The following is a 24,249-nucleotide window of genomic DNA, read 5'->3' on the forward strand; positions in this document are numbered from 1 at the left end:
ACGAATATGCCGTATAGTTCTCTATGTAAACGTTTTAGTGGTTTAGAGGCTGAAATAGATGGGAATTTATGGTATAATGTTGTTACTTACTAATTGTGAAATGAGGCATTTATTAATGCAGGATAAAAATTTAGTGAATGTCAATCTGACAAAGGAGATGAAGGCTAGCTTTATCGACTACGCCATGAGTGTTATCGTAGCGCGAGCTCTTCCTGATGTTCGAGATGGCTTAAAACCTGTTCACCGTCGCATTCTCTACGGAATGAATGAATTGGGTGTTACTCCAGACAAACCCCATAAAAAATCTGCTCGTATTACAGGGGATGTCATGGGTAAATACCACCCACACGGGGATTCCTCTATCTATGAAGCCATGGTCCGTATGGCTCAATGGTGGAGCTACCGTTACATGCTTGTAGATGGTCATGGGAATTTTGGTTCCATGGATGGAGATAGTGCTGCCGCTCAACGTTATACCGAGGCACGTATGAGCAAGATTGCTCTGGAAATGCTTCGTGATATCAACAAAAATACAGTTGATTTCGTTGATAACTATGATGCCAACGAACGGGAACCCTTGGTCTTGCCAGCGCGTTTTCCAAACCTTTTGGTTAATGGAGCAACTGGTATCGCGGTTGGGATGGCAACCAATATTCCACCTCATAATCTGGGTGAAACCATTGATGCAGTGAAGTTGGTCATGGATAATCCTGAAGTGACTACCAAGGACTTGATGGAAGTCTTGCCTGGACCAGATTTTCCAACTGGTGCTCTTGTCATGGGGAAATCAGGTATCCATAAGGCTTATGAAACAGGTAAAGGTTCGATTGTCCTACGTTCTCGTACAGAGATTGAAACGACTAAGACTGGTCGTGAGCGCATCGTTGTAACAGAATTTCCTTACATGGTCAATAAAACCAAGGTGCATGAGCATATTGTTCGCTTGGTTCAGGAAAAACGCATTGAGGGTATCACAGCAGTACGTGATGAGTCAAACCGTGAAGGTGTTCGATTTGTTATTGAAGTCAAGCGCGACGCCTCAGCCAATGTTATTCTCAATAACCTCTTCAAAATGACCCAAATGCAAACCAATTTTGGTTTCAATATGCTGGCTATCCAAAATGGTATACCGAAAATTTTGTCTCTTCGTCAGATTTTGGATGCTTATATCGAGCACCAAAAAGAAGTGGTTGTTCGTCGTACACGTTTTGATAAGGAAAAAGCGGAAGCGCGCGCTCATATCTTAGAAGGTCTCTTGATTGCGCTAGACCATATCGACGAAGTGATTCGTATCATCCGTGCTAGTGAAACGGATGCGGAAGCACAAGATGAGTTGATGAGTAAGTTTAAGCTTTCTGAACGTCAAAGTCAGGCCATCCTAGACATGCGTCTTCGTCGTTTGACAGGTTTGGAACGCGATAAGATTCAATCTGAGTATGATGACCTCTTGGCTCTGATTGCGGACTTAGCGGATATTCTTGCTAAGCCTGAACGTGTTTCTCAAATCATCAAAGACGAATTGGATGAAGTTAAACGTAAATTTTCCGATAAACGCCGTACAGAGTTGATGGTTGGACAGGTCTTGAGTCTCGAGGATGAGGACTTGATTGAAGAATCGGATGTCTTAATTACCCTTTCTAACAAAGGATACATTAAACGTCTGGACCAAGCTGAATTTACTGCTCAAAAACGTGGAGGTCGTGGTGTCCAAGGAACAGGAGTGAAAGATGATGACTTTGTTCGTGAGTTAGTGTCAACTAGCACCCATGATTATCTGCTCTTCTTCACAAATAAAGGACGAGTTTATCGTTTGAAAGGTTATGAAATTCCTGAGTATGGTCGGACTGCCAAAGGGCTACCAGTAGTCAATCTCTTGAAATTGGATGAAGACGAAAATATTCAGACGGTTATCAATGTTGAGTCTGATCGCAGTGATGATGCTTATCTCTTCTTTACAACCCGTCACGGTATTGTGAAGAGAACCAGTGTTAAGGAATTTGCCAATATTCGTCAAAATGGTCTCAAAGCGCTGAATTTAAAGGATGAAGATGAGTTAATCAATGTCTTGTTGGCGGAAGGAGATATGGATATTATCATTGGTACCAAGTTTGGTTATGCAGTTCGCTTTAATCAATCAGCCGTTCGTGGTATGAGTCGTATCGCCACTGGTGTGAAAGGTGTTAACCTTCGTGAAGGAGACACAGTTGTTGGTGCCAGCTTGATTACTGATCAAGATGAGGTTCTTATTATCACAGAAAAAGGATATGGTAAGCGTACAGTCGCTACTGAATACCCAACAAAAGGTCGTGGTGGTAAGGGAATGCAGACAGCTAAAATTACCGAAAAAAATGGCTTGCTGGTAGGTCTTATGACTGTTCAAGGGGATGAGGATTTGATGATTATCACTGATACAGGTGTCATGATTCGAACCAATCTTGCCAATATTTCACAAACAGGACGTGCAACTATGGGAGTTAAAGTAATGCGCCTGGATCAAGATGCTCAGATAGTGACTTTCACAACGGTTGCGGTGGCAGAAAAAGAAGAGGTTGGGACAGAAAATGAAACAGAAGGTGAAGAATAATGTCTCATAAAAATAATAAAAAGAAAAACAAGCGAAAAAATCTGCTGACAAATATCCTAGCAGGATTTCTGATATTACTGTCACTGGCTTTGATTTTTAATGCGCAAATTCGAAATATTTTCATAGTCTGGAATACCAATAAGTATCAAGTTAGCCAGGTATCAAAAGAAAAATTAGAAGAAAATCAGGATACAGAAGGCAATTTTGACTTTGATTCTGTCAAAGCTATCTCTTCGGAAGCTGTTCTAACTTCTCAATGGGATGCTCAAAAATTACCAGTTATTGGGGGAATTGCAATTCCTGAATTGGAAATGAATTTGCCGATTTTTAAAGGACTTGATAATGTTAATCTCTTCTACGGAGCTGGTACAATGAAACGCGAGCAAGTAATGGGGGAAGGAAATTATAGTCTAGCTAGTCACCATATCTTTGGTGTTGATAATGCTAATAAAATGTTATTTTCTCCTTTAGATAATGCTAAAAATGGCATGAAGATTTATCTAACCGATAAAAATAAAGTTTATACTTATGAAATACGTGAAGTCAAACGTGTGACACCGGATCGTGTTGATGAAGTTGATGATAGAGAAGGGGTCAATGAAATCACATTAGTAACCTGTGAAGACCTTGCTGCTACAGAACGTATTATTGTCAAAGGTGATTTGAAAGAAACAAAAGATTATTCACAAACATCTGATGAAATCCTAACAGCTTTCAATCAACCATATAAACAATTTTATTAATACAAATCAGTGAAATCCAGAATTTCACTGATTTTTTTAAGATTTTCATAAAAATATAGTAAAATGAAATAAGAATAGGACGAATCGATCAGGACAGTCAAATCGATTTCTAACAATGTTTTAGAAGTAGAGGTGTACTATTCTAGTTTCAATCTACTATACTTGCCAAAAGGTGTCGGCTCCATCTTTACCTTCCATGTCAAAGGTGGGGAGGCAGAAGCACGCAAGGTCATTGATCATTTAGAAATCTTCTCTGATCTTGCAAATGTGGCAGATGCTAAATCGCTTGTTGTCCATCCAGCAACAACCACTCACGGTCAATTGTCAGAAAAAGACCTAGAAGCGGCAGGTGTCACACCAAACCAAATTCGTTTGTCAATCGGACTTGAAAATGTAGATGATTTGATTGAAGACTTGCGCTTGGCCTTGGAGAAAATTTAAAGTAAAAGAAGATAAACAGTGGGTTTCGACTCGCTGTTTTTGATTTTCCTTCAGGCATGATATAATGGATAAAGAAGTCTAGAAAGAGGAACGATATGAACGAAATCAAATGTCCCAACTGTGGGGAAGTCTTTACAGTAAATGAAAGCCAGTATGCTGAACTTTTGTCCCAAGTGAGAACGGCAGAGTTTGATAAGGAACTACACGATAGGATGAGGCAAGAACTGGCCTTGGCTGAGCAAAAGGCTATGAATGAGCAACAGACTAAACTGGCTCAGAAGGATCAAGAAATTGCGCAATTACAGAGTCAGATCCAAAACTTTGATACAGAAAAAGAATTGGCCAAGAAAGAAGTTGAAGAGACAAGCCATCAGGCCCTCTTGGCTAAGGACAAGGAAGTACAGGCTTTGGAGAACCAATTGGCCACCTTGCGTTTAGAGCATGAAAATCAACTGCAAAAGACCCTTTCTGACCTAGAAAAAGAACGTGATCAGGTCAAAAATCAGCTCCTCTTGCAAGAAAAGGAAAATGAGTTGTCTTTGGCTTCTGTTAAGCAAAACTATGAAGCCCAGCTTAAAGCAGCTAGTGAACAAGTCGAGTTCTATAAGAATTTCAAAGCCCAGCAATCTACAAAAGCGATCGGGGAAAGTCTGGAACAGTATGCAGAGAGTGAGTTTAACAAGGTCCGTAGTTTCGCCTTTCCAAATGCCTACTTTGAGAAGGATAACAAGGTCTCTGCGCGTGGGTCTAAGGGAGACTTCATCTTCCGTGAGTGTGATGAAAATGGGGTAGAGATTATCTCCATCATGTTTGAGATGAAGAATGAAGCTGACGGAACGGAGAAGAAGCACAAGAATGCAGATTTTTACAAGGAATTGGACAAGGACCGTCGGGAGAAGAACTGTGAGTATGCCGTTTTGGTGACCATGCTTGAGGCTGATAATGACTACTTTAACACAGGGATTGTTGACGTCAGTCACGAGTATGAAAAGATGTATGTGGTTCGTCCTCAATTCTTTATTCAGTTGATTGGGCTCTTACGTAATGCGGCTCTTAATTCTTTAAAATACAAGCAGGAGTTAGCGCTTGTTCGCGAGCAAAATATCGACATTACACATTTTGAGGAAGACTTGGATGCTTTTAAACTAGCTTTTTCTAAGAACTATAATTCAGCTTCGACCAACTTTGGAAAAGCTATTGATGAAATCGACAAGGCCATCAAACGCATGGAAGAGGTTAAGAAATTCCTGACCACATCTGAAAACCAACTCCGTTTAGCTAACAACAAATTGGAAGATGTCTCTGTTAAAAAATTGACCCAAAAAATCCAACCATGAAAGCGAAATTTGAAGCATTGAAGGGGGAGTGAGAAAGCAAAAATGAACGGTATTATCAACTTAAAAAAAGAAGCGGGGATGACCTCGCATGATGCGGTTTTTAAACTGCGTAAGATTTTGGGAACCAAGAAAATTGGTCATGGTGGGACCTTGGATCCAGATGTAGTGGGCGTTTTGCCCATTGCGGTTGGCAAGGCGACCCGCATGGTCGAGTTTATGCAGGACGAGGGCAAGGTCTATGAGGGGGAAATCACTCTGGGTTATTCCACGACGACTGAGGATGCCAGTGGGGAAGTGGTCGCAGAGACACCTGTTTTATCGCAATTGGATGAAAAGCTTGTTGATGAAGCGATTGCGAGCTTGACTGGACCTATTAGTCAGATTCCGCCTATGTACTCGGCAGTTAAGGTTAATGGTCGCAAGCTCTATGAGTATGCGCGTGCTGGTCAGGAAGTGGAGCGTCCAGAACGTCAGGTGACCATTTATCAATTTGAGCGAACAAGTCCGATTTCTTATGATGGCCAACTTGCCCGATTCACTTTTCGTGTAAAATGCAGTAAAGGGACTTACATCCGTACTTTGTCAGTTGATTTGGGTGAAAAGCTTGGTTATGCGGCTCATATGTCTCAGTTAACTCGTACTAGTGCTGCTGGCTTACAATTAGAAGACGCACTGACCTTGGAGGAAATTGCTGAAAAAGTAGAGGCTGGGCAATTAGATTTTCTCCATCCTTTAGAGATTGGGACAGGTGATCTTGTCAAAGTTTTCCTAAGTCCAGAAGAAGCTACAGAAGTTCGCTTTGGTCGTTTTATTGAGCTAGACCAAACGGACAAAGAACTGGCTGCCTTTGAAGATGATAAATTGTTAGCCATTCTAGAAAAACGAGGCAATCTCTATAAGCCAAGGAAGGTTTTTAGCTAGATTGTTTAGGAATAAAAATCGGGTGATAGATAACAATTGCTTGATAAAACCCCATACTAATAGAATGGGGTTGGGAATTATAATATTCCAATTGTTGCGAGTTGTAGATACTCAAATAATCTATATAGAAATTTAGAGGTGTGAAATGAAGCAACTTAAAATTCTTTCAGATAAATATTTAGAGTCCATTACAGGTTCTGGTGGGAACTTAGGCCCAGGAATATATTGTGTAGACGTTAAAGGTCGAGCAAAATGCAGTATCAATCCTGGAGAGTTTTGGGGGTACACGGGAAGTGTAATAGTCAATGGCTGGATTAATTATGGTCCATGGGCACCTAGACCAGGATTTGGTGTGATAATTCCATGATGCAAAATGAGTTTCGAGAAAGGGTGGAGCAACTTCTTCAACAAAAAGAAATAAATGAAAATAGTGAGTTGAGTCACCTGTTTCGTCTTGCTATACAAAATTTAGACAGAAATGAAAAATACCAATCGGTCATGGCCAATTTGAGTCAAGGGTTGTCGCTTTACCTCATGACGCATCATTACCAGGCACCTAAGTCTGTCATTGATTTTGGTTTATGGATTGCCAAAGCTCCTAGCCAGGAAAGAGGGAGACTGGCTTTCTTGCAGATGCTTGCTCAAACCCTACAGGGCTTTCGTTAAAACTATCGAACATCAGAGGGAAGACTCTGGTGTTTTTTGCTGATGAGACTATAAATTTTGTAAAAAATGTGATAGAATAGACGACGGATAAAATAACGGAGGATAGCATGCAAAATAGACCAATCATTATTGGAGTGACAGGTGGTTCTGGTGGTGGTAAAACCAGTGTTTCAAGAGCCATTTTATCGCATTTTCCTGATGAAAAGATTTCCATGATTGAGCATGATTCATACTACAAGGATCAGTCTCATTTGACCTTTGAAGAGCGTATCAAAACCAACTATGACCATCCATTTGCCTTTGATACAGACTTGATGATTGAGCAGATGAAGGAATTGTTGGCAGGGCGTCCGGTGGACATTCCGACTTATGACTATACTGAACATACACGGAGCAGCAAGACCTATCGTCAAGAGCCTCAAGATGTCTTTATCGTTGAGGGGATTTTGGTCTTGGAAGACAAGCGTTTGCGCGATTTGATGGATATCAAGATTTTTGTGGATACGGATGACGATGTGCGCATTATTCGTCGTATCAAGCGCGATATGGAAGAACGTGGCCGTAGCCTTGATAGCGTTATTGACCAGTATCTAGGTGTGGTTAAACCCATGTACCATCAGTTTATCGAGCCAACTAAGCGTTATGCTGATATCGTCATTCCTGAGGGAGTCAGCAATACAGTAGCTATCGACCTGTTGACGACCAAGATTGCTAAGATTTTGGAAGAAGCTCGAAATAGCAAATAAACAGAATTGGAGGCCTTGCCTCCTTTTTCTATTTTTCCCTCATAATGGTACATAAATGGAGATTTTTAGGCATATTTTTGGTATAATAATACCCATGAAAGAGCAAGAAAAGGAATAGTAGGTGGAGATGGAAAAGTATTTATCGGTAACAACTTTGACCAAGTATCTGAAAATGAAATTCGATAAAGACCCTTACTTGGAACGGGTCTATTTAACTGGTCAAGTTTCCAACTTTCGTAAACGACCTACTCACCAATATTTCTCCCTAAAAGACGACCATGCAGTTATTCAAGCGACCATCTGGTCTGGGATTTATCAGAAATTAGGTTTCGACCTGGAAGAAGGGATGAAAATCAATGTGATTGGGCGTGTGCAGGTCTATGAACCAAGTGGTAGCTACTCCATCATCATTGAAAAGGCTGAGCCTGATGGGGTTGGGGCGCTTGCGATTCAGTTTGAACAACTCAAGAAAAAATTGACAGAAGAAGGCCTGTTTCAAGAACGCTTCAAGCAAGCTCTGCCCCAATTTTCTAAGAGAATTGGTGTAGTAACCAGTCGCAGTGGAGCCGTTATTCGAGATATTATCACGACCGTCAGCAGGCGATTTCCAGGTGTCGACATTCTTCTTTATCCGACCAAGGTTCAAGGTGAAGGGGCTGCCGAGGAAATTGCTAGAAATATTGCGCGTGCTAATCAAGGGGACGATTTGGATTTACTCATTATTGGTCGTGGTGGTGGTTCCATAGAGGATCTCTGGGCCTTTAACGAAGAAATTGTGGTACGAGCTATTTTTGAATCTCGTTTGCCAGTTATTTCTAGTGTGGGGCATGAGACGGATGTGACCTTGGCAGATTTTGTGGCAGATAGACGCGCTGCAACGCCAACAGCGGCGGCTGAACTAGCCACACCTGTGACCAAGTTGGATCTATTAGCTCATTTGCAAAATCAAGAAAAACGAATGGCAACAGCGGTCCGAAATGTCCTATCTAAGAAACAAGAAGCTTTGAAAAAATGCAGTCAATCTGTTATCTTTAGACAACCAGAACGTTTGTATGATGGCTATATGCAACGCTTGGATCAACTGCAATTGCGTTTGAAACAAAGTTTGCGAACACGGATTTCTGATAACAAGCAATTAGTCCAAGCAAGGACGCATCAACTGGTTCAATTATCACCTGTTACCAAAATCCAACGCTATCAAGACCGTCTAGGCCAGTTGGATAAGCTCCTCCGTAGCCAAATGGCGCTGGTTTATGATGCCAGGGTTGCTGAAGTCAAGAGACTTTCAGAAGCCTTGTTGATGTTGGATACCAGTCGAATCCTGGCGCGTGGTTATGCTATTGTCAAAAAAGAAGAGTCCGTTGTAGATTCGGTTGAGAGTTTGAAGAAAAAAGACCAAGTAACGCTTTTGATGCGAGATGGTCAAGTAGAATTAGAGGTTAAAGATGTCAAAACAAAAGAAATTTGAGGAAAATCTAGCAGAACTGGAGACCATTGTCCAAAGTTTGGAAAATGGTGAAATTGCTCTGGAAGATGCGATTGCTGCCTTTCAAAAGGGCATGGTCTTGTCAAAAGAACTCCAAGCGACGCTGGACAAGGCTGAAAAGACCTTGGTCAAGGTCATGCAAGAAGACGGAACAGAAAGTGATTTTGAATGAAGAAGCAAGAAAAATTAGCTCTTGTCGAGTCAGCCTTGGAAGACTTTTATGGAGGCCAGCAGTTTGCCTCTAGTTTGCGAGAGTCTGTTCTCTATTCCATTCATGCTGGTGGCAAGCGTATTCGACCTTTTCTCTTGTTGGAAGTTCTGGAAGCCTTGCAGGTGGCTATTAAACCAGCTCACGCGCAGGTGGCCGCGGCCTTGGAAATGATTCATACAGGGAGTTTGATTCACGATGACCTTCCTGCTATGGATGATGATGATTACCGTCGGGGACGCTTGACCAATCATAAGAAATTTGGTGAAGCTATGGCCATTTTGGCAGGAGACGCTTTGTTCCTAGATCCTTACGCCTTGATAGCGCAGGCAGATTTGCCAAGTCAGATTAAGGTAGACTTGATTGCCAACTTATCCCTTGCTTCAGGAAGTCTGGGTATGGTAGCAGGCCAGGTTTTGGATATGGAAGGCGAACACCAGCACTTGTCTTTGGAAGAACTTCAGACCATTCATGCTAATAAGACTGGGAAACTACTAGCCTATCCCTTTCAAGCGGCTGCTATTATAGCCGAATTGGCACCTGAGATGCAGGTGAAGCTGAAAACTGTTGGTGAATTGATTGGACTTGCTTTTCAAGTTCGAGATGATGTACTGGATGTGACTGCCAGTTTTGAGGAGATCGGCAAGACACCTCAAAAGGATTTGCAGGCAGAAAAGTCAACCTATCCAGCCTTGTTGGGCTTGGAAGAGGCCATTGCCTTTTGTAACCAAACCCTGGATCAAGCTAATGCCAAATTAGACGAAATTGCCCAGCAGGTTCCCTTTGAAACAGAATCAATTGTAAGTGTAGTAGAAAGTTTGAGAATCAATGGCTAAGGAAAGAGTGGATGTACTAGCTTATAAACAGAGCTTGTTTGAAACGCGAGAACAAGCCAAACGCGGCGTCATGGCTGGACTAGTCGTTGCAGTCCTGAATGGAGAACGGTTTGACAAACCAGGAGAGAAAATCCGGACGACACTGAGTTAAAACTCAAGGGGGAGAAACTCAAGTATGTCAGCCGTGGTGGCTTGAAACTGGAAAAGGCCTTGCAGGTCTTTGATTTGTCAGTGGAAGGAGCTACAACGATTGATATCGGTGCCTCTACTGGAGGTTTTACCGATGTCATGTTGCAAAATGGTGCTGAACTTGTCTTTGCAGTTGATGTTGGTACCAATCAATTGTCTTGGAAACTACGCCAAGACCCACGAGTTGTCAGCATGGAGCAGTTTAATTTCCGCTATGCTGAAAAGACCGATTTCGAGCAGGAGCCGAGCTTTGCCAGTATTGATGTGAGTTTCATTTCCCTCAGTCTGATTTTGCCAGCCTTGTACTGTGTGTTATCTGATCAAGGTCAGGTTGTGGCTTTAGTTAAGCCTCAGTTTGAGGCAGGTCGAGAGCAGATCGGGAAAAATGGAATTATTCGGGATGCTAAGGTTCATCAACATGTCCTTGAATCTGTCACAGCTATGGCAGTAGAGGAAGGCTTTTCAGTCCTTGGATTGGATTTTTCTCCCATCCAAGGTGGACATGGAAATATCGAGTTTTTAGCGTATTTGAAAAAGAAGAGTCAGCAAGCAATCAGGTTCTTGCTGAGATTGAAGAAATAGTAGAAAGGGCGCATAGTCAATTTAAAAATGAATAAAAAAGAGAGACTTGAAAAAATTAGACGATTTGTGACAGATTATCAAATCGGTACACAAGAAGAAATTGTAGAACATTTGAAAGAGGCAGGCATCACTGCCACTCAGGCGACAGTATCACGTGATATCAAAGAGCTAGGCATTGTCAAAATTCCTTTGAGAGACAACACCTATGTCTATGAATTGCCAAAATCAATCGTAAAAAGTTTGCAACTAGCTGAATATAATATCGAATCGGCTCAATTGATGGACAAGATGATCAATCTCCAAGTTATTCCAGGAAATACAGCTTTTGTAAAAGCTCAGTTAATTGAGACTTTTGCGGATAAGATTTTCAGCTGTTTGGCTGATGATAGTTCGATTTTAGTCATGGCCAGAAGTGAAAGTCTAGCTGAGGAAATCTTTGAACAAGTAAAAAAATGGTAGGTCTATATGTTACTTGAAATTTCGATAAAAAACTTTGCCATTATTGAGGCTATTTCCCTCCATTTTGAAAAGGGGATGACAGTCCTGACTGGTGAAACAGGCGCAGGGAAGTCGATTATCATTGATGCCATGAATATGATGTTGGGAGCTCGTGCGACGACAGATGTTATTCGTCATGGTGCACCAAAGGCAGAGATTGAGGGGCTTTTCTCAGTTGAGAATAGTCGTCTTTTACAGGAAATTTTTGATGAGCAAGGTTTAGAATTAGGTGATGAAATTATCATCCGTCGGGAAATCTTGCAAAATGGTCGGAGTATTAGTCGTGTCAATGGCCAGATGGTTAATCTGTCTGTTTTGCGTGCTATTGGACAACATCTGGTGGATATACATGGTCAACATGACCAAGAGGAGTTAATGCGTCCCCAACTGCATATCCAGATGTTGGATGAATTTGGCGATGTAGCTTTTTGGGGCTTGAAAGAAACCTATCAAACAAGTTTTGATGCCTATCGAAAAATGCGCAAGCAGGTTCTGGAAGTCAAGAAAAACCAACAGGAACACAAGGCACGTATCGAAATGTTGGAATTTCAAATGGCAGAGATTGAGGCAGCAAACTTGCAGGCTGGAGAAGATTTGGCTCTCAATCAAGAACGTGATAAACTGCTCAACCATAAAAATATTGCGGATACACTGACCAATGCCTACAGTATGTTGGACAATGAAGACTTTTCAAGTCTGGCCAATGTTCATTCAGCTATGAATGACATGGAAAGTGTCGAAGAGTACGACCCTGAATACCGTGAAATTTCAAGCTCACTGTCTGAGACCTACTATGTCTTAGAAGACATTAGCAAACGTTTGGAAGCTATTATTGAGGACCTTGATTTTGACGGCAATCGTCTCATGCAGGTTGAGAATCGTTTGGATCTCCTTCATACTATTACCCGCAAGTACGGTGGGACTGTAGACGATGTCTTGCTTTATTTTGCCAAGATTACGGAAGAATACAATCTCTTGACAGGCAATAACCTTTCATCTGAGGACATGGAAGCAGAGCTTAAGAAATTGGAAGTCAATCTTGTTGATTTGGCTGGTCAACTTGCCTCTGCTCGTCATGACTTGGCCCAGCAGCTCGAAGCAGAGATTAAACAAGAACTGCAAGACCTTTATATGGAAAAAGCCCAGTTTCAGGTTCGTTTTAGCAAGGGAAAATTCAGTCGTGAGGGAAATGAAATGGTTGAGTTTTATATTTCAACCAACCCTGGAGAAGACTTTAAACCCTTGGTTAAGGTTGCTTCTGGAGGGGAATTATCTCGTCTCATGTTAGCCATTAAGTCTGCCTTTTCACATAAAGAAGGTAAGACCAGTATTGTCTTTGATGAAGTGGATACGGGAGTTTCAGGTCGTGTAGCTCAGGCTATTGCGCAGAAGATTCATAAAATTGGTCAGCATGGTCAGGTTCTGGCGATTTCTCATTTGCCACAAGTGATTGCGATTGCGGATTATCAATTCTTTATTGAGAAGATTAGTAATGACCATTCAACGGTTTCGACTGTTCGTCTCTTGACGGTCGAAGAGCGAGTGGAGGAAGTTGCTAAGATGTTGGCAGGTGATGATGTGACCGAAGCAGCCCTGACGCAAGCCAGAGAATTGTTGAGAAACAGAGAGAAATAAGATGACTGACTATTATGTAATTGGAGATGTTCACGGAAAAGCTGGGATGCTGGAAGACCTTCTCAAAACCTGGGATGGTCAGACCCAGTTGCTCTTTCTAGGGGATTTATTGACCGTGGTGAAGATAGTTGCCGTGTCCTTGAAATGGTCAAGGATTTAGTGGACAATCAAGGGGCTATCTGTTTATCAGGAAATCATGAGTATATGTTTTTGACTTGGCTAGATGATCCAGAAGAAAGCTATGACCACTATCGTCGTAATGGTGGTGATACAACTATTAACTCTATCCTAGGTCGTCCCTTGGATGCACCAGTTGACGGAGTGGAGGATGCCAAGCGTGTTGCTACTGAAGCGGCAGACTTGGTCAAATTTATTCGTCAAATGCCATTTGTGGTAGAGACAGACAAGTATATCTTCGTTCACGCAGGTATTGATTTGACCTTGGACGACTGGCATGAAACTACAGATTACAAGAAAGTATGGCTTAGAAAACCATTCCACGAAGCAGAAAATCATACTGGAAAAATCATTGTCTTTGGTCATACACCGGTCTATGGTTTGTTAAAGCAAGAGCGTGGTACAGCTGAGCTTTGGATGACAGAAAATGGTAAAATTGGGATGGATGGAGGAGCTGTTTATGGTGGTGTCCTTCACGGGATTGTCTTTACTGACCAAGGAATGACAGAACACCACTTTATCGAAAATGACGGCTTTGTCGCTGAAGATTAGTACTCCTAGCAGGGGATGGTCTTGTCAAAATATCAAAAACAATTTATAATAAATAGATACCCTGAAAGGAAGAGAATCATGAACTTAGAAGAATTGAAAAAACGACAGGAGAAGATCCGTAACTTCTCTATTATCGCCCATATTGACCACGGAAAATCAACTCTAGCAGACCGCATTTTGGAAAAAACTGAGACAGTCTCCAGTCGTGAAATGCAAGCTCAACTTTTGGATAGTATGGATTTAGAGCGGGAACGTGGGATTACCATTAAGTTGAATGCCATAGAGCTCAATTACACTGCAAAAGATGGGGAAACTTATATTTTTCACTTGATTGACACACCAGGACACGTAGACTTCACCTATGAAGTTTCCCGTTCGCTCGCTGCCTGTGAGGGGGCGATTTTGGTGGTCGATGCTGCCCAAGGGATTGAGGCTCAAACTCTTGCCAACGTTTATCTAGCCTTGGACAATGATTTGGAAATCATGCCAGTCATTAACAAAATTGACCTGCCTGCTGCAGACCCAGAGCGCGTGCGTACAGAGATTGAAGATGTCATTGGTTTGGATGCCAGTGAAGCAGTTTTGGCTTCTGCCAAGGCTGGTATTGGGATTGAAGAAATTCTTGAGCAAATCGTAGAAAAAGTACCAGCACCAACGGGTGATGTGACGGCACCACTCAAGGCCTTGATTTTTGACTCAGTTTACGATGCCTACCGTGGGGTTATCCTCCAAGTGCGTGTCATGGATGGAGTGGTTAAACCTGGCGATAAGATTCAGCTTATGAGCAATGGCAAGACCTTTGATGTGACCGAAGTTGGTATTTTTACACCCAAAGCAGTTGGTCGTGATTTTCTTGCGACTGGTGACGTTGGTTATATTGCAGCTTCTATCAAGACGGTTCAGGATACGCGTGTGGGTGATACCGTTACCTTGGCAACCAATCCTGCGACAGAGCCATTACATGGCTACAAGCAGATGAATCCTATGGTCTTTGCGGGTCTCTATCCTATCGAGTCAAACAAGTACAATGACTTACGTGAAGCCCTTGAAAAATTGCAACTGAATGATGCTAGTCTCCAATTTGAACCAGAAACATCTCAGGCACTTGGATTTGGTTTCCGTTGTGGATTTCTTGGACTTCTCCATATGGATGTTATCCAAGAACGTTTGGAACGTGAGTTCAACATCGACCTCATCATGACAGCTCCATCTGTTATCTATAAGGTTAATTTGACCGACGGTGAGTCTATGGATGTGTCCAACCCATCTGAGTTCCCAGATCCAACCAAGATTGCGACCATTGAAGAGCCTTATGTCAAGGCGCAAATCATGGTACCGCAAGAGTTTGTTGGAGCAGTGATGGAGCTAGCTCAGCGTAAGCGTGGGGACTTTGTGACTATGGACTATATCGATGATAACCGTGTCAATGTTATCTATCAAATTCCATTGGCTGAAATCGTCTTTGACTTCTTTGATAAGCTTAAGTCTTCAACTCGTGGTTATGCTAGCTTTGACTACGAATTGTCAGAATATCGCCCATCTAAGCTAGTGAAAATGGACATCCTTCTCAATGGAGACAAGGTGGATGCCCTCAGCTTTATCGTTCATAAGGACTTTGCTTATGAACGTGGGAAACTCATCGTTGATAAGCTCAAGAAAATTATCCCTCGCCAACAATTTGAGGTGCCAATTCAAGCAGCTATTGGACACAAGATTGTGGCTCGTACTGATATTAAGGCCCTTCGTAAGAACGTACTTGCTAAATGTTATGGTGGTGATGTTTCTCGTAAACGTAAACTCCTTGAAAAACAAAAAGCTGGTAAGAAACGTATGAAAGCTATTGGATCAGTTGAAGTCCCACAAGAAGCCTTCCTCAGCGTCTTGAGCATGGATGAAGAATAAGTTATCAGAAATGCCTTTCCTTGTTCACAGGAAATGTATATAAGAATCAATAGTAAAGCAGGCTTTAATGGCCTGCTTTTTTATAAACTATCAAGAAATCGGAGAAAATAATGGTAACCGCCCAATAACGAAGTATATTGAAAAATCTCCAGACTAGAGAACTCACGGATAGTTCCTAATCTGGAGATTTCTTATTTGCACTTTTCTTGTACAACTTTATTCCATGGTAAATAAGCCTCTAAAACCTCTTTGTTTACGAGAGTTTCCTCGTTTGGAAGACATTCTAGAAGATAGGATAGATATTTTTCACTATTTAGTTGATGACGTTTAGCTGTTTCCAACAAACTCATAATAATAGCTGTTGCTTTAGCTCCTTCAAAACTTTGAGAAAACAACCAATTTTTACGTCCCATAACCAATGATTTAATGGCGCGTTCAGCTAGATTATTGGAAAGGACCAGATGCCCGTCTTTCAAAATGGCCTTAAAGGTTTCTTCATACTTGAGACTGTATTCAATTGCCCTTCCTAGTTTTGAACCAGGTAAAACTGACTGACGCCGACACCAAGCAAAGAAGTCTTCCATTAGGGGTTGGAGCTCTTCTTGACGTTTCTGTAGTCGTTCATCAGCTGGCAAAACCTCCCAGTCTCTTTCCAAGGCAAATAACTGGTCACAATAAGCTAAACCTTTAGCTCCTAAGGATGAGTTATCTGCTTGCTTGGGGGTGGATTCAAAAAACTTCCTTCTCACATGCGCCCAACATCCAACAAGTTCAGCTTCTTACAGTTGACGATAAGCAGACCACATATCACAATGCACATATCCAGAATAATCTCCTAGGAATTCTTGTACTACTGAACCACTTCGACGCTGATCATGGTGGTACAGCGTGATTCCTTGCTTCTCAGCTTTCCCAGACAAAAAAGTCCAATAGTAGGTCAGATGGCTATCACTCTCTAGCACCCTATAAGAAGTTTCATCCGCATGAAGTAAGGGCTGAGTCAATAGTCTCTCTCGCAAGAGGTTATAGAGGGGCTCCAAATAGTATTGACTCGCCTTGATATGCCAATTAGAGATTTCCTTACGTGTGATTGGTAAACCCATCCTAGCCCAATCTTCTTCTTGGCGATAATTGGGGACCTTCAGATTAAACTTCTGATGGATGGTGTGAGCGATAATAGAAGCTGAGCCAAGGCTATGCGCCAAAGGGGCTTTAGGGATAGGAGCTTTCACAATTTTATCACTCGGATTTTTCTCACTGCATGCTTGGCATTTGTAAGAGTGTTGGATATGATCTATGCGTTTTAATTGCGCAGGAATAAAGACTAATTCTTGGCCTTGAAGACTCGCTCCAATCTCTTTTAGCTCTCCCTGACAGTCAGGGCAAATGCAATCCTCTAAGCGGTGATGGAGTTCTTCTGAATCGAATTGGGCAAGAAGAGCTTGACGTTTCCTTTAGCTTTCTTACGTTTATAGGTGATTTCTTCTCTTTCAACTGGGAACCTCTCCATCTTCATCAGATGAAGCTTCCTCCTCAAAAAGGCTGACTTGTCCAGATGGACAAACACTTTTCTCAGAGGATTTTCCATAGAGCTTTTGCGTTAGATAAGCCACTTGTTCACGAAGAAGGGCAAGTTCATTGGTGAGACTATCAATTGTAGCACTCTGTTGTTGAATGATTTTTAATAAGTCTTTCATCGTCTTCCCCTCCTTGTTTTCTAACTTTATTATACTAAAAAGAAAGGCATCATTTCAATAGAAATCACGACTTTCTGATGAATTTATTTGGGGAGTGATAGAAAAGCCCTTCATCAGCCAGTCTACTTGTTCTGGTGTGAGAGCTTTGACATCCTTTTCTGTACTTGGCCAAGTCAACTTACCGTTCTCAAAGCGTTTATATAGTAGCCAAAATCCTTGACCATCCCAGTAAAGGGCTTTAAAGCGGTCTTTACGTCCACCACAAAAGAGAAAAACTTGACCGGAGAAAGGATCCAATTCAAAGTGGGTTTTAATGAGATAAGCCAGTGAATCAATGCCTTGTCTCATATCCGTTTTCCCACATACGAGATAGACCTGCCCTAGGCTAGATAGATGAATTGTCATAGAGCAACACCTTATCCAAAAAGCTGTTCTATCATTTCGAGATTGAGAGATTGAAAAAAACTTACTTCAAGCTTGCCAATACGAATTTTAAGCAGAATATCATTTCTCTTTTTAGAATCAAAACGACGAGATTGTGGAATCTCTACAGGAACAATAGGTTGTGGCATTTAAATATCCTCCAATAGTTTTACTTTACTAATAGTATACAGGAGGAGCTCCATGAATGATAGATACCTTGTTATGACGCGCTTACAAATAATGGTATAGTAGATTGAAACTAGAATAGTACACCTCTACTTTTAAAACATTGTTAGAAATAGATTTGACTGTCCTGATAGATTTGCCCTGTTCTTATTTTTTCATTTCACTATAAAATTTTAAATTTGTGACCATATCTTGACTGTATTTTCCTCTCTTTTTCGAATAAATAAATAGAATAATCAAATCTAGATTAAAAAATGTGCTATAATGAAAGGAGAAGCAATATGACTGTACGTCATCCGGGCATTAGCCCGACCAATGATTTGGTTGCTAAGAAAATCTTTAGCAACCCAGAAATCACTTGTCAATTTATCCGCGATATGCTGGATTTACCAGCAAAAAATGTGACCATTTTGGAGGGAAGCAATATTCATGTCTTGACTTCCATGCCCTATTCGGCTCAGGATTTCTATACCAGTATAGATGTTTTAGCTGAACTAGATAATGGTACTCAAGTAATCATTGAGATTCAAGTCCATCATCAGAATTTTTTCATCAATCGCCTGTGGGCTTACCTTTGCAGTCAGGTCAATCAAAATCTTGAAAAAATTCGTCAACGAGAAGGTGATACTCATCAGAGTTATAAACACATCTCACCAGTATACGCTATCGCAATTGTGGATAGTAACTAGTTCTCAGATGACTTGGCTTTTCATAGTTTTAGCATGCGAGAGGATTCGACAGGTGAGGTTTTAACAATTACAAACAATGGACAGGAAAACCATCTAGTCAAGATGGCGTTCTTGGAATTAAGAAAATACAGAGAAACCAGCAAAGACAAGGTTCGTAAACCATGGTTAGAGTTTTTCGGGAATAAACCCTTTACCCAGCAGCCCGAGCGAGCCATCAGCCAAGCAGACTAACTGCTAGATTACAAGAGCTGGTCCGAGGAGGACAGGGAGATGTTTAGTCAACTACGTATGCGAGAAGAACAAGCCTTATTAGCACAGGACTATGCCTTGGAACAAGCTGAAGAAAAAGGGTTGGAGAGAGGTCGTGCAGAGGGGCTTGAACAGGGATTAAAAGTAGGTTTAGTAAATCTAGTCCGCCAAGGTCTTCTGACTTCTGAGGTTGCTAGCCAGCAGTTGGGCATAACCGTCGCTGAGTTTGAGGAGCTATTGAAAAAATACAAATAAGCCCTAAAAAATACAGAGAAACCAGCAAAGACAAGGTTCGCAAGCCATGGTTGGAGTTTTTTGTAACTCTCTATCTCCTAGATAGGGTTCGATAAAATACAGTGATTTCGGAGTTAGCTAGTTAGGTCATTTGTAAATCAAGTAAGCCTAAGAGAAGTAGTGATCTTAGAAAAACTGGAGCTGGCTAGCTAATAATCTAATCTATAAGAATCCCTAAGCAAGGGGTTAGAATCTATAAACTGGCCTATGATTTAGTTTTATCCATAAATGATAAAAAAGAGAGTATGGCGTGGCTACTACAGAAGAGCGGCTTTTTAATCATACAATGCTAGGATTTGTTTTTATCAATTAGCTTTTGATGTGCTTAACATCAGGGGGAAACACTTCGAAACAAACCGTAACTAAAATGTTATCAAATTGTAATAAAACCTTGATTTGTATATATTTCTCAAGACAGAATCGTCAGGAAGCTTGATAGAATAGCTTTGTAGAGCCTATCCATATATATATATATATATATATATGGATAGGCTGTCTTTTTCTTGATACTAAGTGAGATAAAGAAGTCAAATGATTATCTTTTTAAAGTAATTTAAGGTATAATAGTTTAGTCATATCAGGTTGAATGATTGAGTGCATTTTTGATTCACAAGGCAAACCTTTGCATTGTGTTACAGTTATGGACTCAGTAATTACACTTGAAAAAATTTAAACTAAAAAGGGGAACATCTAATATGTTTTATAGTGAGAAGGACGATAGAGAAAAACAATTACGTTTTTCGATTCGGAAGGTTAGTTTTGGAGCGGCCTCGGTAGCCGTGGCGGCGCTGTATCTCTTTATGGGAAGTGGAGCGGTATCTGCTGCGGAAGCGCAGACCATACAGTCAAATGAGGAGGTGGCAGCTGATAAGGATTCGGAAACAGAGAAAAAATCAGAGGATCCACAGCTAACCTACGCTGCTCCTGCTGCAAAGGAACAAGGATCTGCAACCAATACTGAAGCAGGGGATGAAGACTCTGTGAGTGGGGACTCTAGCTCTCCAAAATCTGAAGGTGAAGGTACAAGATCAGAAGAAGCAAGCAGCAAGCCAAAAGTACGTAAAAGACGTGAAGCAGACCCTGCCCCACCAGCGACTGCAGCCGATGACGACCTAGATGCAAATCAAGTGTATACAGCTCCAGTAGATGATGCAAGTGTAGAGGATTTGGCAACTAAATTAAAAGCTTTGCCTGAAACAGTAGAGAATGAGAAAAAACTTGCTAACATAGACCAAGTTGGTGCTACCAAAAGTATAAATCCAGGTGAAGTGAGTGAATTGTATGAATTTGGTGGTTGGAAGGCAGTCAATGGCGGAAAATTCGGTGTTGCAAGAAAGACAGATAACGGGGTATTTCCTATTGAGACTGTGAATACGGTTCGAACTCAAAATGGGAAAGATAAGACGTGGTTGAATGAATCTTCTTTTGAACGCTCAAAGAATTATGCACTATTCCTGGGGTTGGTGAGGACTAAAGCGACAGAACAAGAAGAAGTTGATGATCGTAGTAAGTATACGCAAGAAGGGGACTATAGTAATAAAGGGAAAGGGGTGACAAAATACAAGGGAATTGAAAAAACGTTTAAAAACTATTCTCCCGAGACAGGTTCTGATGTTACTGTGTCTTTCTATACTGGTATTACAGGAGATATTGATGGTAATAAAGCTGGTTATAAGGTTGAGGTAATAGCAAAAACAGCTGAGGGAAATGAAACTATAATTTATAATCAATCTTTTTATCCACAAAATGAAATTAGTGATGAAAATAAAATAGTTAAAAAACTTAATTTGGGAAGAGATGCCGTATTAGAAACTAATAGATCCCAAACTGAAGATAAGAAAAACGAATTGACTGAGAAATTGGGAGAGGATTCAAATAAGAGAAGATTAGGAACTTCTCATGGAACTTTTACTAGTAAAAATATTAGCTTAGCTTCTGGTGTAACAGAGTATACTGTGCGTATTAGTGCAGCGGATAATAAAAAATTGGGGATGGGATTTCAAGTTCCATGGAGGCAGTATGCTCTACCAGTTGTTGGAACAGGGTTTAGAGTTACTCAGGATACTAGGAAAGTAGCTAAGGACTTAGCTAAAAAAGTTTATGATGAATTAGCCAGACAAAAAGAAAAAGACACAAAATGGTCTACTTCTGAAACCAAGGCTGATTATGAAAAAAAATTGAACAAAATTAAGGAGAATTTGGATATTACATCTACTACTGCTAATTACAAAACAGTAGTGGAAGAGGCTCTAGAAAAACGGAAACAGCTGGACGAAGAGCAGCAAATAAAAAACAAAGCCAAGAAAGCAATAGAAGATAAGCTTAAAGAGAAAGAAACAGCGATTGAAAAAAATAGTAAGCTAAGCCCAAGAGAAAAAGCAGCGGCTAAGGAAGAAGCTAAGGCGGAAGCGGATAAAGCTACGACAGGGATAATGGATGCTCAATCTCAAGATGACGTTACCACTAAGCAAACTGATGGAACTGCAGCTATAGACAATGTGAATCCAATAGGAATAGACATGGCGGTAGAGGCCATAGCAGCCGCTGCAGCAGTGAAAATGGCTGAGATAGAGGATAATGATAAATTATCAGAAGACGAAAAAACTGCAGCTAAGGAAAAAGTTGTGGCAGCTGTCAGAGAAGCAGGCGAAGCTATTAAGCAAGCTAAGGAAACCAATAATCAAGATGGAGTTGATCAAGCGCAAGTAACTGCAATCTCTAAAGTAACTGCAATCAACCCAGTAGGAAAAGAAAAGGCTAAACAAGCTATTCAAGATGAGTTGGATGCCAAACTTCAAGCCATTAACGACAACGATAAGTTGAGTCAAGATGAAAAAGATAAAGCTAAGGCAGCCGCAACAGCTAAAGCCAAAGCGCAAACAGACATCATCGACCAACAGCCAGGTAATGCGGATACTCCAGAGGAAGCTACGAAGGCTCAAGGTATTGTTGATACAGCTCAAGCTACAGGACAAGCCGATGTTAAGAAGGTGAACCCAGTAGGAAAAGAAAAGGCTAAACAAGCTATTCAAGATGAGTTGGATGCCAAACTTCAAGCCATTAACGACAACGATAAGTTGAGTCAAGATGAAAAAGATAAAGCTAAGGCAGACGCAACAGCTAAAGCCAAAGCGCAAACAGACGTCATCGACCAACAGCCAGGTAATGCGGATACTCCAGAGGAAGCTACGAAGGCTCAAGGTATTGTTGATACAGCTCAAGCTACAGGACAAGCCGATGTTAAGAAGGTGAACCCAGTAGGAAAAGAAAAGGCTAAACAAGCTATTCAAGATGAGTTGGATGCCAAACTTCAAGCCATTAACGACAACGATAAGTTGAGTCAAGATGAAAAAGATAAAGCTAAGGCAGACGCAACAGCTAAAGCCAAAGCGCAAACAGACATCATCGACCAACAGCCAGGTAATGCGGATACTCCAGAGGAAGCTACGAAGGCTCAAGGTATTGTTGATACAGCTCAAGCTACAGGACAAGCCGATGTTAAGAAGGTGAACCCAGTAGGAAAAGAAAAGGCTAAACAAGCTATTCAAGATGAGTTGGATGCCAAACTTCAAGCCATTAACGACAACGATAAGTTGAGTCAAGATGAAAAAGATAAAGCTAAGGCAGACGCAACAGCTAAAGCCAAAGCGCAAACAGACGTCATCGACCAACAGCCAGGTAATGCGGATACTCCAGAGGAAGCTACGAAGGCTCAAGGTATTGTTGATACAGCTCAAGCTACAGGACAAGCCGATGTTAAGAAGGTGAACCCAGTAGGAAAAGAAAAGGCTAAACAAGCTATTCAAGATGAGTTGGATGCCAAACTTCAAGCCATTAACGACAACGATAAGTTGAGTCAAGATGAAAAAGATAAAGCTAAGGCAGACGCAACAGCTAAAGCCAAAGCGCAAACAGACATCATCGACCAACAGCCAGGGAAAAGAAAAGGCTAAACAAGCGATACTCAAGCATTAACGACAACGATAAGTTGAGTCAAGATGAAAAAGCTACGAAAGCCAAAGCGCAAACAGACATCATCGACCAACAGCCAAATGCGGATACTCCAGAGGAAGCTACGAAGGCTCAAGGTATTGTTGATACAGCTCAAGCTACAGGACAAGCCGATGTTAAGAAGGTGAACCCAGTAGGAAAAGAAAAGGCTAAACAAGCTATTCAAGATGAGTTGGATGCCAAACTTCAAGCCATTAACGACAACGATAAGTTGAGTCAAGATGAAAAAGATAAAGCTAAGGCAGACGCAACAGCTAAAGCCAAAGCGCAAACAGACATCATCGACCAACAGCCAGGTAATGCGGATACTCCAGAGGAAGCTACGAAGGCTCAAGGTATTGTTGATACAGCTCAAGCTACAGGACAAGCCGATGTTAAGAAGGTGAACCCAGTAGGAAAAGAAAAGGCTAAACAAGCTATTCAAGATGAGTTGAAAAAGATGCCAAAAAGCTTTGACAAGCCATTAACGACAACGATAAGTTGAAAGAAAAAGAAGCCGAGATCAAGATGCAGAAAAAGATAAAGCTAAAGCGGCAGACGCAACAGCTAAAGCCAAAGCGCAAACAGACATCATCGACCAACAGCCAGGTAATGCGGAAAAAGAAGCCGAGATTGATGCGAACGCTAATCTTTCAGATGCAGAAAAAAGCAGAAGCCATTGAAGCAAGCTACGAAGGCTCAATATTGTTGATACAGCTCAAGCTACAGGACAAGCCGCAGTAGGCAGTTAAGAAAAGGCTAAACAAAGCTAAAGAAGCAGTAGCGCGAACGCTAATCTTTCAAGCAGCAAGCGACCAAGCAGCTCAAGCCAGTGGCTAAAGACAAAGCTAAAGAAGCAGTATTGAAAGAAAAAGAAGCCGAGATTGATGCGAACGCTAATCTTTCAGATGCAGAAAAAGCAGCGGCTAAGGAACAAGCAAGCGGCAGCGGACAAAGCTACAGCAAGGCACAAGCGCAAGCGACGGAATTGCCGCAGTAGCAGCAGTTAAGCCAGTGGCTAAAGACAAAGCTAAAGAAGCAGTAGCAGCTAAGCTGAAAGAAAAAGAAGCCGAGATTGATGCGAACGCTAATCTTTCAGATGCAGAAAAAGCAGCGGCTAAGGAACAAGCTAAAGCGGCAGCGGACAAAGCTACCCAAGCCATTGACGCAGCAAGCGACCAAGCAGACGTGGACAAAGCGCAAGCAGACGGAATTGCC

18 protein-coding genes and 7 pseudogenes are annotated in these 24,249 nt (G+C 41.5%); 21 read left to right on the forward strand and 4 right to left on the reverse strand.

The window, feature by feature from the left end:
* Window positions 1–115 precede the first annotated feature (115 nt).
* The 15 genes and pseudogenes from gyrA (at window position 116) to lepA (ending at window position 15,503) form a co-directional block, all read left to right on the forward strand.
* Complete coding sequence (gyrA, locus tag QMQ21_RS15545) at window positions 116–2,584, forward strand: DNA gyrase subunit A (protein ID WP_261814759.1); 2,469 nt, start codon at window positions 116–118, stop codon at window positions 2,582–2,584.
* A complete protein-coding gene (srtA, locus tag QMQ21_RS15550) occupies window positions 2,584–3,327 on the forward strand; it encodes a sortase SrtA (protein WP_000018518.1) in 744 nt (247 codons plus the stop codon). Before gyrA ends, srtA begins: the two co-directional genes overlap by 1 nt.
* A 159-nt stretch (window positions 3,328–3,486) precedes the next feature.
* Window positions 3,487–3,768: pseudogene (locus QMQ21_RS15555) on the forward strand (PLP-dependent transferase); the annotation flags it as partial.
* Between the two features lie 95 nt (window positions 3,769–3,863).
* Window positions 3,864–5,137: pseudogene (locus QMQ21_RS15560) on the forward strand (DUF2130 domain-containing protein).
* A 10-nt stretch (window positions 5,138–5,147) separates the two neighbouring features.
* Window positions 5,148–6,026: a tRNA pseudouridine(55) synthase TruB gene (truB, locus tag QMQ21_RS15565; RefSeq protein ID WP_261814761.1), complete on the forward strand. Its 879-nt coding sequence runs from the start codon at window positions 5,148–5,150 to the stop codon at window positions 6,024–6,026.
* Between the two features lie 363 nt (window positions 6,027–6,389).
* Entirely contained in the window at window positions 6,390–6,692 is a 303-nt protein-coding gene (locus tag QMQ21_RS15570; RefSeq protein ID WP_000983427.1) for a bacteriocin immunity protein, read from the forward strand.
* A gap of 107 nt (window positions 6,693–6,799) precedes the next feature.
* On the forward strand, window positions 6,800–7,438 hold the full coding sequence (udk, locus tag QMQ21_RS15575; protein ID WP_001181366.1) for a uridine kinase: 639 nt from the start codon (window positions 6,800–6,802) through the stop codon (window positions 7,436–7,438).
* A 127-nt stretch (window positions 7,439–7,565) separates the two neighbouring features.
* On the forward strand, window positions 7,566–8,906 hold the full coding sequence (gene xseA / locus QMQ21_RS15580; protein WP_023936188.1) for an exodeoxyribonuclease VII large subunit: 1,341 nt from the start codon (window positions 7,566–7,568) through the stop codon (window positions 8,904–8,906).
* Entirely contained in the window at window positions 8,884–9,096 is a 213-nt protein-coding gene (locus tag QMQ21_RS15585; RefSeq protein WP_000043226.1) for an exodeoxyribonuclease VII small subunit, read from the forward strand. The genes xseA and QMQ21_RS15585 overlap by 23 nt, the downstream gene beginning before the upstream one ends.
* Window positions 9,093–9,968 carry a polyprenyl synthetase family protein gene (locus QMQ21_RS15590; RefSeq protein ID WP_261814762.1) on the forward strand — a complete coding sequence of 292 codons (876 nt, stop codon included), beginning with the start codon at window positions 9,093–9,095 and terminating at the stop codon, window positions 9,966–9,968. The genes QMQ21_RS15585 and QMQ21_RS15590 overlap by 4 nt, the downstream gene beginning before the upstream one ends.
* Window positions 9,961–10,774 (forward strand): annotated as a pseudogene (locus tag QMQ21_RS15595) (TlyA family RNA methyltransferase). The gene QMQ21_RS15590 and the pseudogene QMQ21_RS15595 overlap by 8 nt, the downstream one beginning before the upstream one ends.
* Window positions 10,767–11,198: an arginine repressor gene (locus QMQ21_RS15600; protein WP_001034403.1), complete on the forward strand. Its 432-nt coding sequence runs from the start codon at window positions 10,767–10,769 to the stop codon at window positions 11,196–11,198. Before QMQ21_RS15595 ends, QMQ21_RS15600 begins: the two are co-directional and overlap by 8 nt.
* 6 nt (window positions 11,199–11,204) lie before the next feature.
* On the forward strand, window positions 11,205–12,872 hold the full coding sequence (recN, locus tag QMQ21_RS15605) for a DNA repair protein RecN (protein WP_261814764.1): 1,668 nt from the start codon (window positions 11,205–11,207) through the stop codon (window positions 12,870–12,872).
* A 1-nt stretch (window position 12,873) separates the two neighbouring features.
* Window positions 12,874–13,601: pseudogene (locus tag QMQ21_RS15610) on the forward strand (metallophosphoesterase family protein).
* A 78-nt stretch (window positions 13,602–13,679) separates the two neighbouring features.
* The gene (gene lepA / locus QMQ21_RS15615; RefSeq protein WP_001047210.1) at window positions 13,680–15,503 is read left to right on the forward strand and encodes a translation elongation factor 4; all 1,824 of its coding nucleotides are present in this window, start codon (window positions 13,680–13,682) and stop codon (window positions 15,501–15,503) included.
* Window positions 15,504–15,694: 191 nt separating this feature from the next.
* On the opposite strand, the pseudogene tnpC reads toward lepA, so the two are convergent.
* The 4 genes and pseudogenes from tnpC to QMQ21_RS15635 form a co-directional block, all read right to left on the reverse strand.
* A pseudogene (tnpC, locus tag QMQ21_RS15620) lies at window positions 15,695–17,019 on the reverse strand (IS66 family transposase).
* Window positions 16,994–17,200: an IS66 family transposase gene (locus tag QMQ21_RS15625; protein ID WP_000653988.1), complete on the reverse strand. Its 207-nt coding sequence runs from the start codon at window positions 17,198–17,200 to the stop codon at window positions 16,994–16,996. The pseudogene tnpC and the gene QMQ21_RS15625 overlap by 26 nt, the downstream one beginning before the upstream one ends.
* A gap of 54 nt (window positions 17,201–17,254) precedes the next feature.
* Window positions 17,255–17,605 (reverse strand): IS66 family insertion sequence element accessory protein TnpB, encoded by a 351-nt coding sequence (gene tnpB, locus QMQ21_RS15630; protein ID WP_050141977.1) that lies wholly within the window; start codon window positions 17,603–17,605, stop codon window positions 17,255–17,257.
* Window positions 17,586–17,772, reverse strand: a pseudogene (locus QMQ21_RS15635) (hypothetical protein). Before QMQ21_RS15635 ends, tnpB begins: the two are co-directional and overlap by 20 nt.
* A 318-nt stretch (window positions 17,773–18,090) precedes the next feature.
* On the opposite strand from QMQ21_RS15635, the pseudogene QMQ21_RS15640 reads away from it, so the two are divergent.
* The 6 genes and pseudogenes from QMQ21_RS15640 to QMQ21_RS15665 all read left to right on the forward strand — a co-directional run.
* Window positions 18,091–19,002 (forward strand): annotated as a pseudogene (locus QMQ21_RS15640) (Rpn family recombination-promoting nuclease/putative transposase).
* 734 nt (window positions 19,003–19,736) lie between these two features.
* Window positions 19,737–22,994 (forward strand): DUF1542 domain-containing protein, encoded by a 3,258-nt coding sequence (locus QMQ21_RS15645; RefSeq protein ID WP_261814768.1) that lies wholly within the window; start codon window positions 19,737–19,739, stop codon window positions 22,992–22,994.
* 35 nt (window positions 22,995–23,029) lie between these two features.
* On the forward strand, window positions 23,030–23,536 hold the full coding sequence (locus tag QMQ21_RS15650) for a hypothetical protein (protein ID WP_261814769.1): 507 nt from the start codon (window positions 23,030–23,032) through the stop codon (window positions 23,534–23,536).
* On the forward strand, window positions 23,533–23,775 hold the full coding sequence (locus QMQ21_RS15655; protein ID WP_261814770.1) for a hypothetical protein: 243 nt from the start codon (window positions 23,533–23,535) through the stop codon (window positions 23,773–23,775). The genes QMQ21_RS15650 and QMQ21_RS15655 overlap by 4 nt, the downstream gene beginning before the upstream one ends.
* An 88-nt stretch (window positions 23,776–23,863) precedes the next feature.
* Window positions 23,864–24,031, forward strand: coding sequence for a hypothetical protein (locus QMQ21_RS15660; RefSeq protein ID WP_261814771.1), 168 nt, complete (start codon window positions 23,864–23,866; stop codon window positions 24,029–24,031).
* Between the two features lie 14 nt (window positions 24,032–24,045).
* The coding region (locus QMQ21_RS15665; RefSeq protein WP_261814772.1) for a DUF1542 domain-containing protein at window positions 24,046–24,249 on the forward strand (204 nt) is incomplete at its 3' end.

Source organism: Streptococcus bouchesdurhonensis, assembly GCF_948472335.1.

Coding starts and splice junctions, on each gene's coding strand:
- gyrA (WP_261814759.1), top strand. CDS start 116: ATGCAGGATAAAAATTTAGTGAATGTCAATCTGACAAAGGAGATGAAG.
- srtA (WP_000018518.1), top strand. CDS start 2,584: ATGTCTCATAAAAATAATAAAAAGAAAAACAAGCGAAAAAATCTGCTG.
- truB (WP_261814761.1), top strand. CDS start 5,148: ATGAACGGTATTATCAACTTAAAAAAAGAAGCGGGGATGACCTCGCAT.
- QMQ21_RS15570 (WP_000983427.1), top strand. CDS start 6,390: ATGATGCAAAATGAGTTTCGAGAAAGGGTGGAGCAACTTCTTCAACAA.
- udk (WP_001181366.1), top strand. CDS start 6,800: ATGCAAAATAGACCAATCATTATTGGAGTGACAGGTGGTTCTGGTGGT.
- xseA (WP_023936188.1), top strand. CDS start 7,566: ATGGAAAAGTATTTATCGGTAACAACTTTGACCAAGTATCTGAAAATG.
- QMQ21_RS15585 (WP_000043226.1), top strand. CDS start 8,884: ATGTCAAAACAAAAGAAATTTGAGGAAAATCTAGCAGAACTGGAGACC.
- QMQ21_RS15590 (WP_261814762.1), top strand. CDS start 9,093: ATGAAGAAGCAAGAAAAATTAGCTCTTGTCGAGTCAGCCTTGGAAGAC.
- QMQ21_RS15600 (WP_001034403.1), top strand. CDS start 10,767: ATGAATAAAAAAGAGAGACTTGAAAAAATTAGACGATTTGTGACAGAT.
- recN (WP_261814764.1), top strand. CDS start 11,205: ATGTTACTTGAAATTTCGATAAAAAACTTTGCCATTATTGAGGCTATT.
- lepA (WP_001047210.1), top strand. CDS start 13,680: ATGAACTTAGAAGAATTGAAAAAACGACAGGAGAAGATCCGTAACTTC.
- QMQ21_RS15625 (WP_000653988.1), bottom strand. CDS start 17,200: ATGAAAGACTTATTAAAAATCATTCAACAACAGAGTGCTACAATTGAT.
- tnpB (WP_050141977.1), bottom strand. CDS start 17,605: ATGACAATTCATCTATCTAGCCTAGGGCAGGTCTATCTCGTATGTGGG.
- QMQ21_RS15645 (WP_261814768.1), top strand. CDS start 19,737: ATGTTTTATAGTGAGAAGGACGATAGAGAAAAACAATTACGTTTTTCG.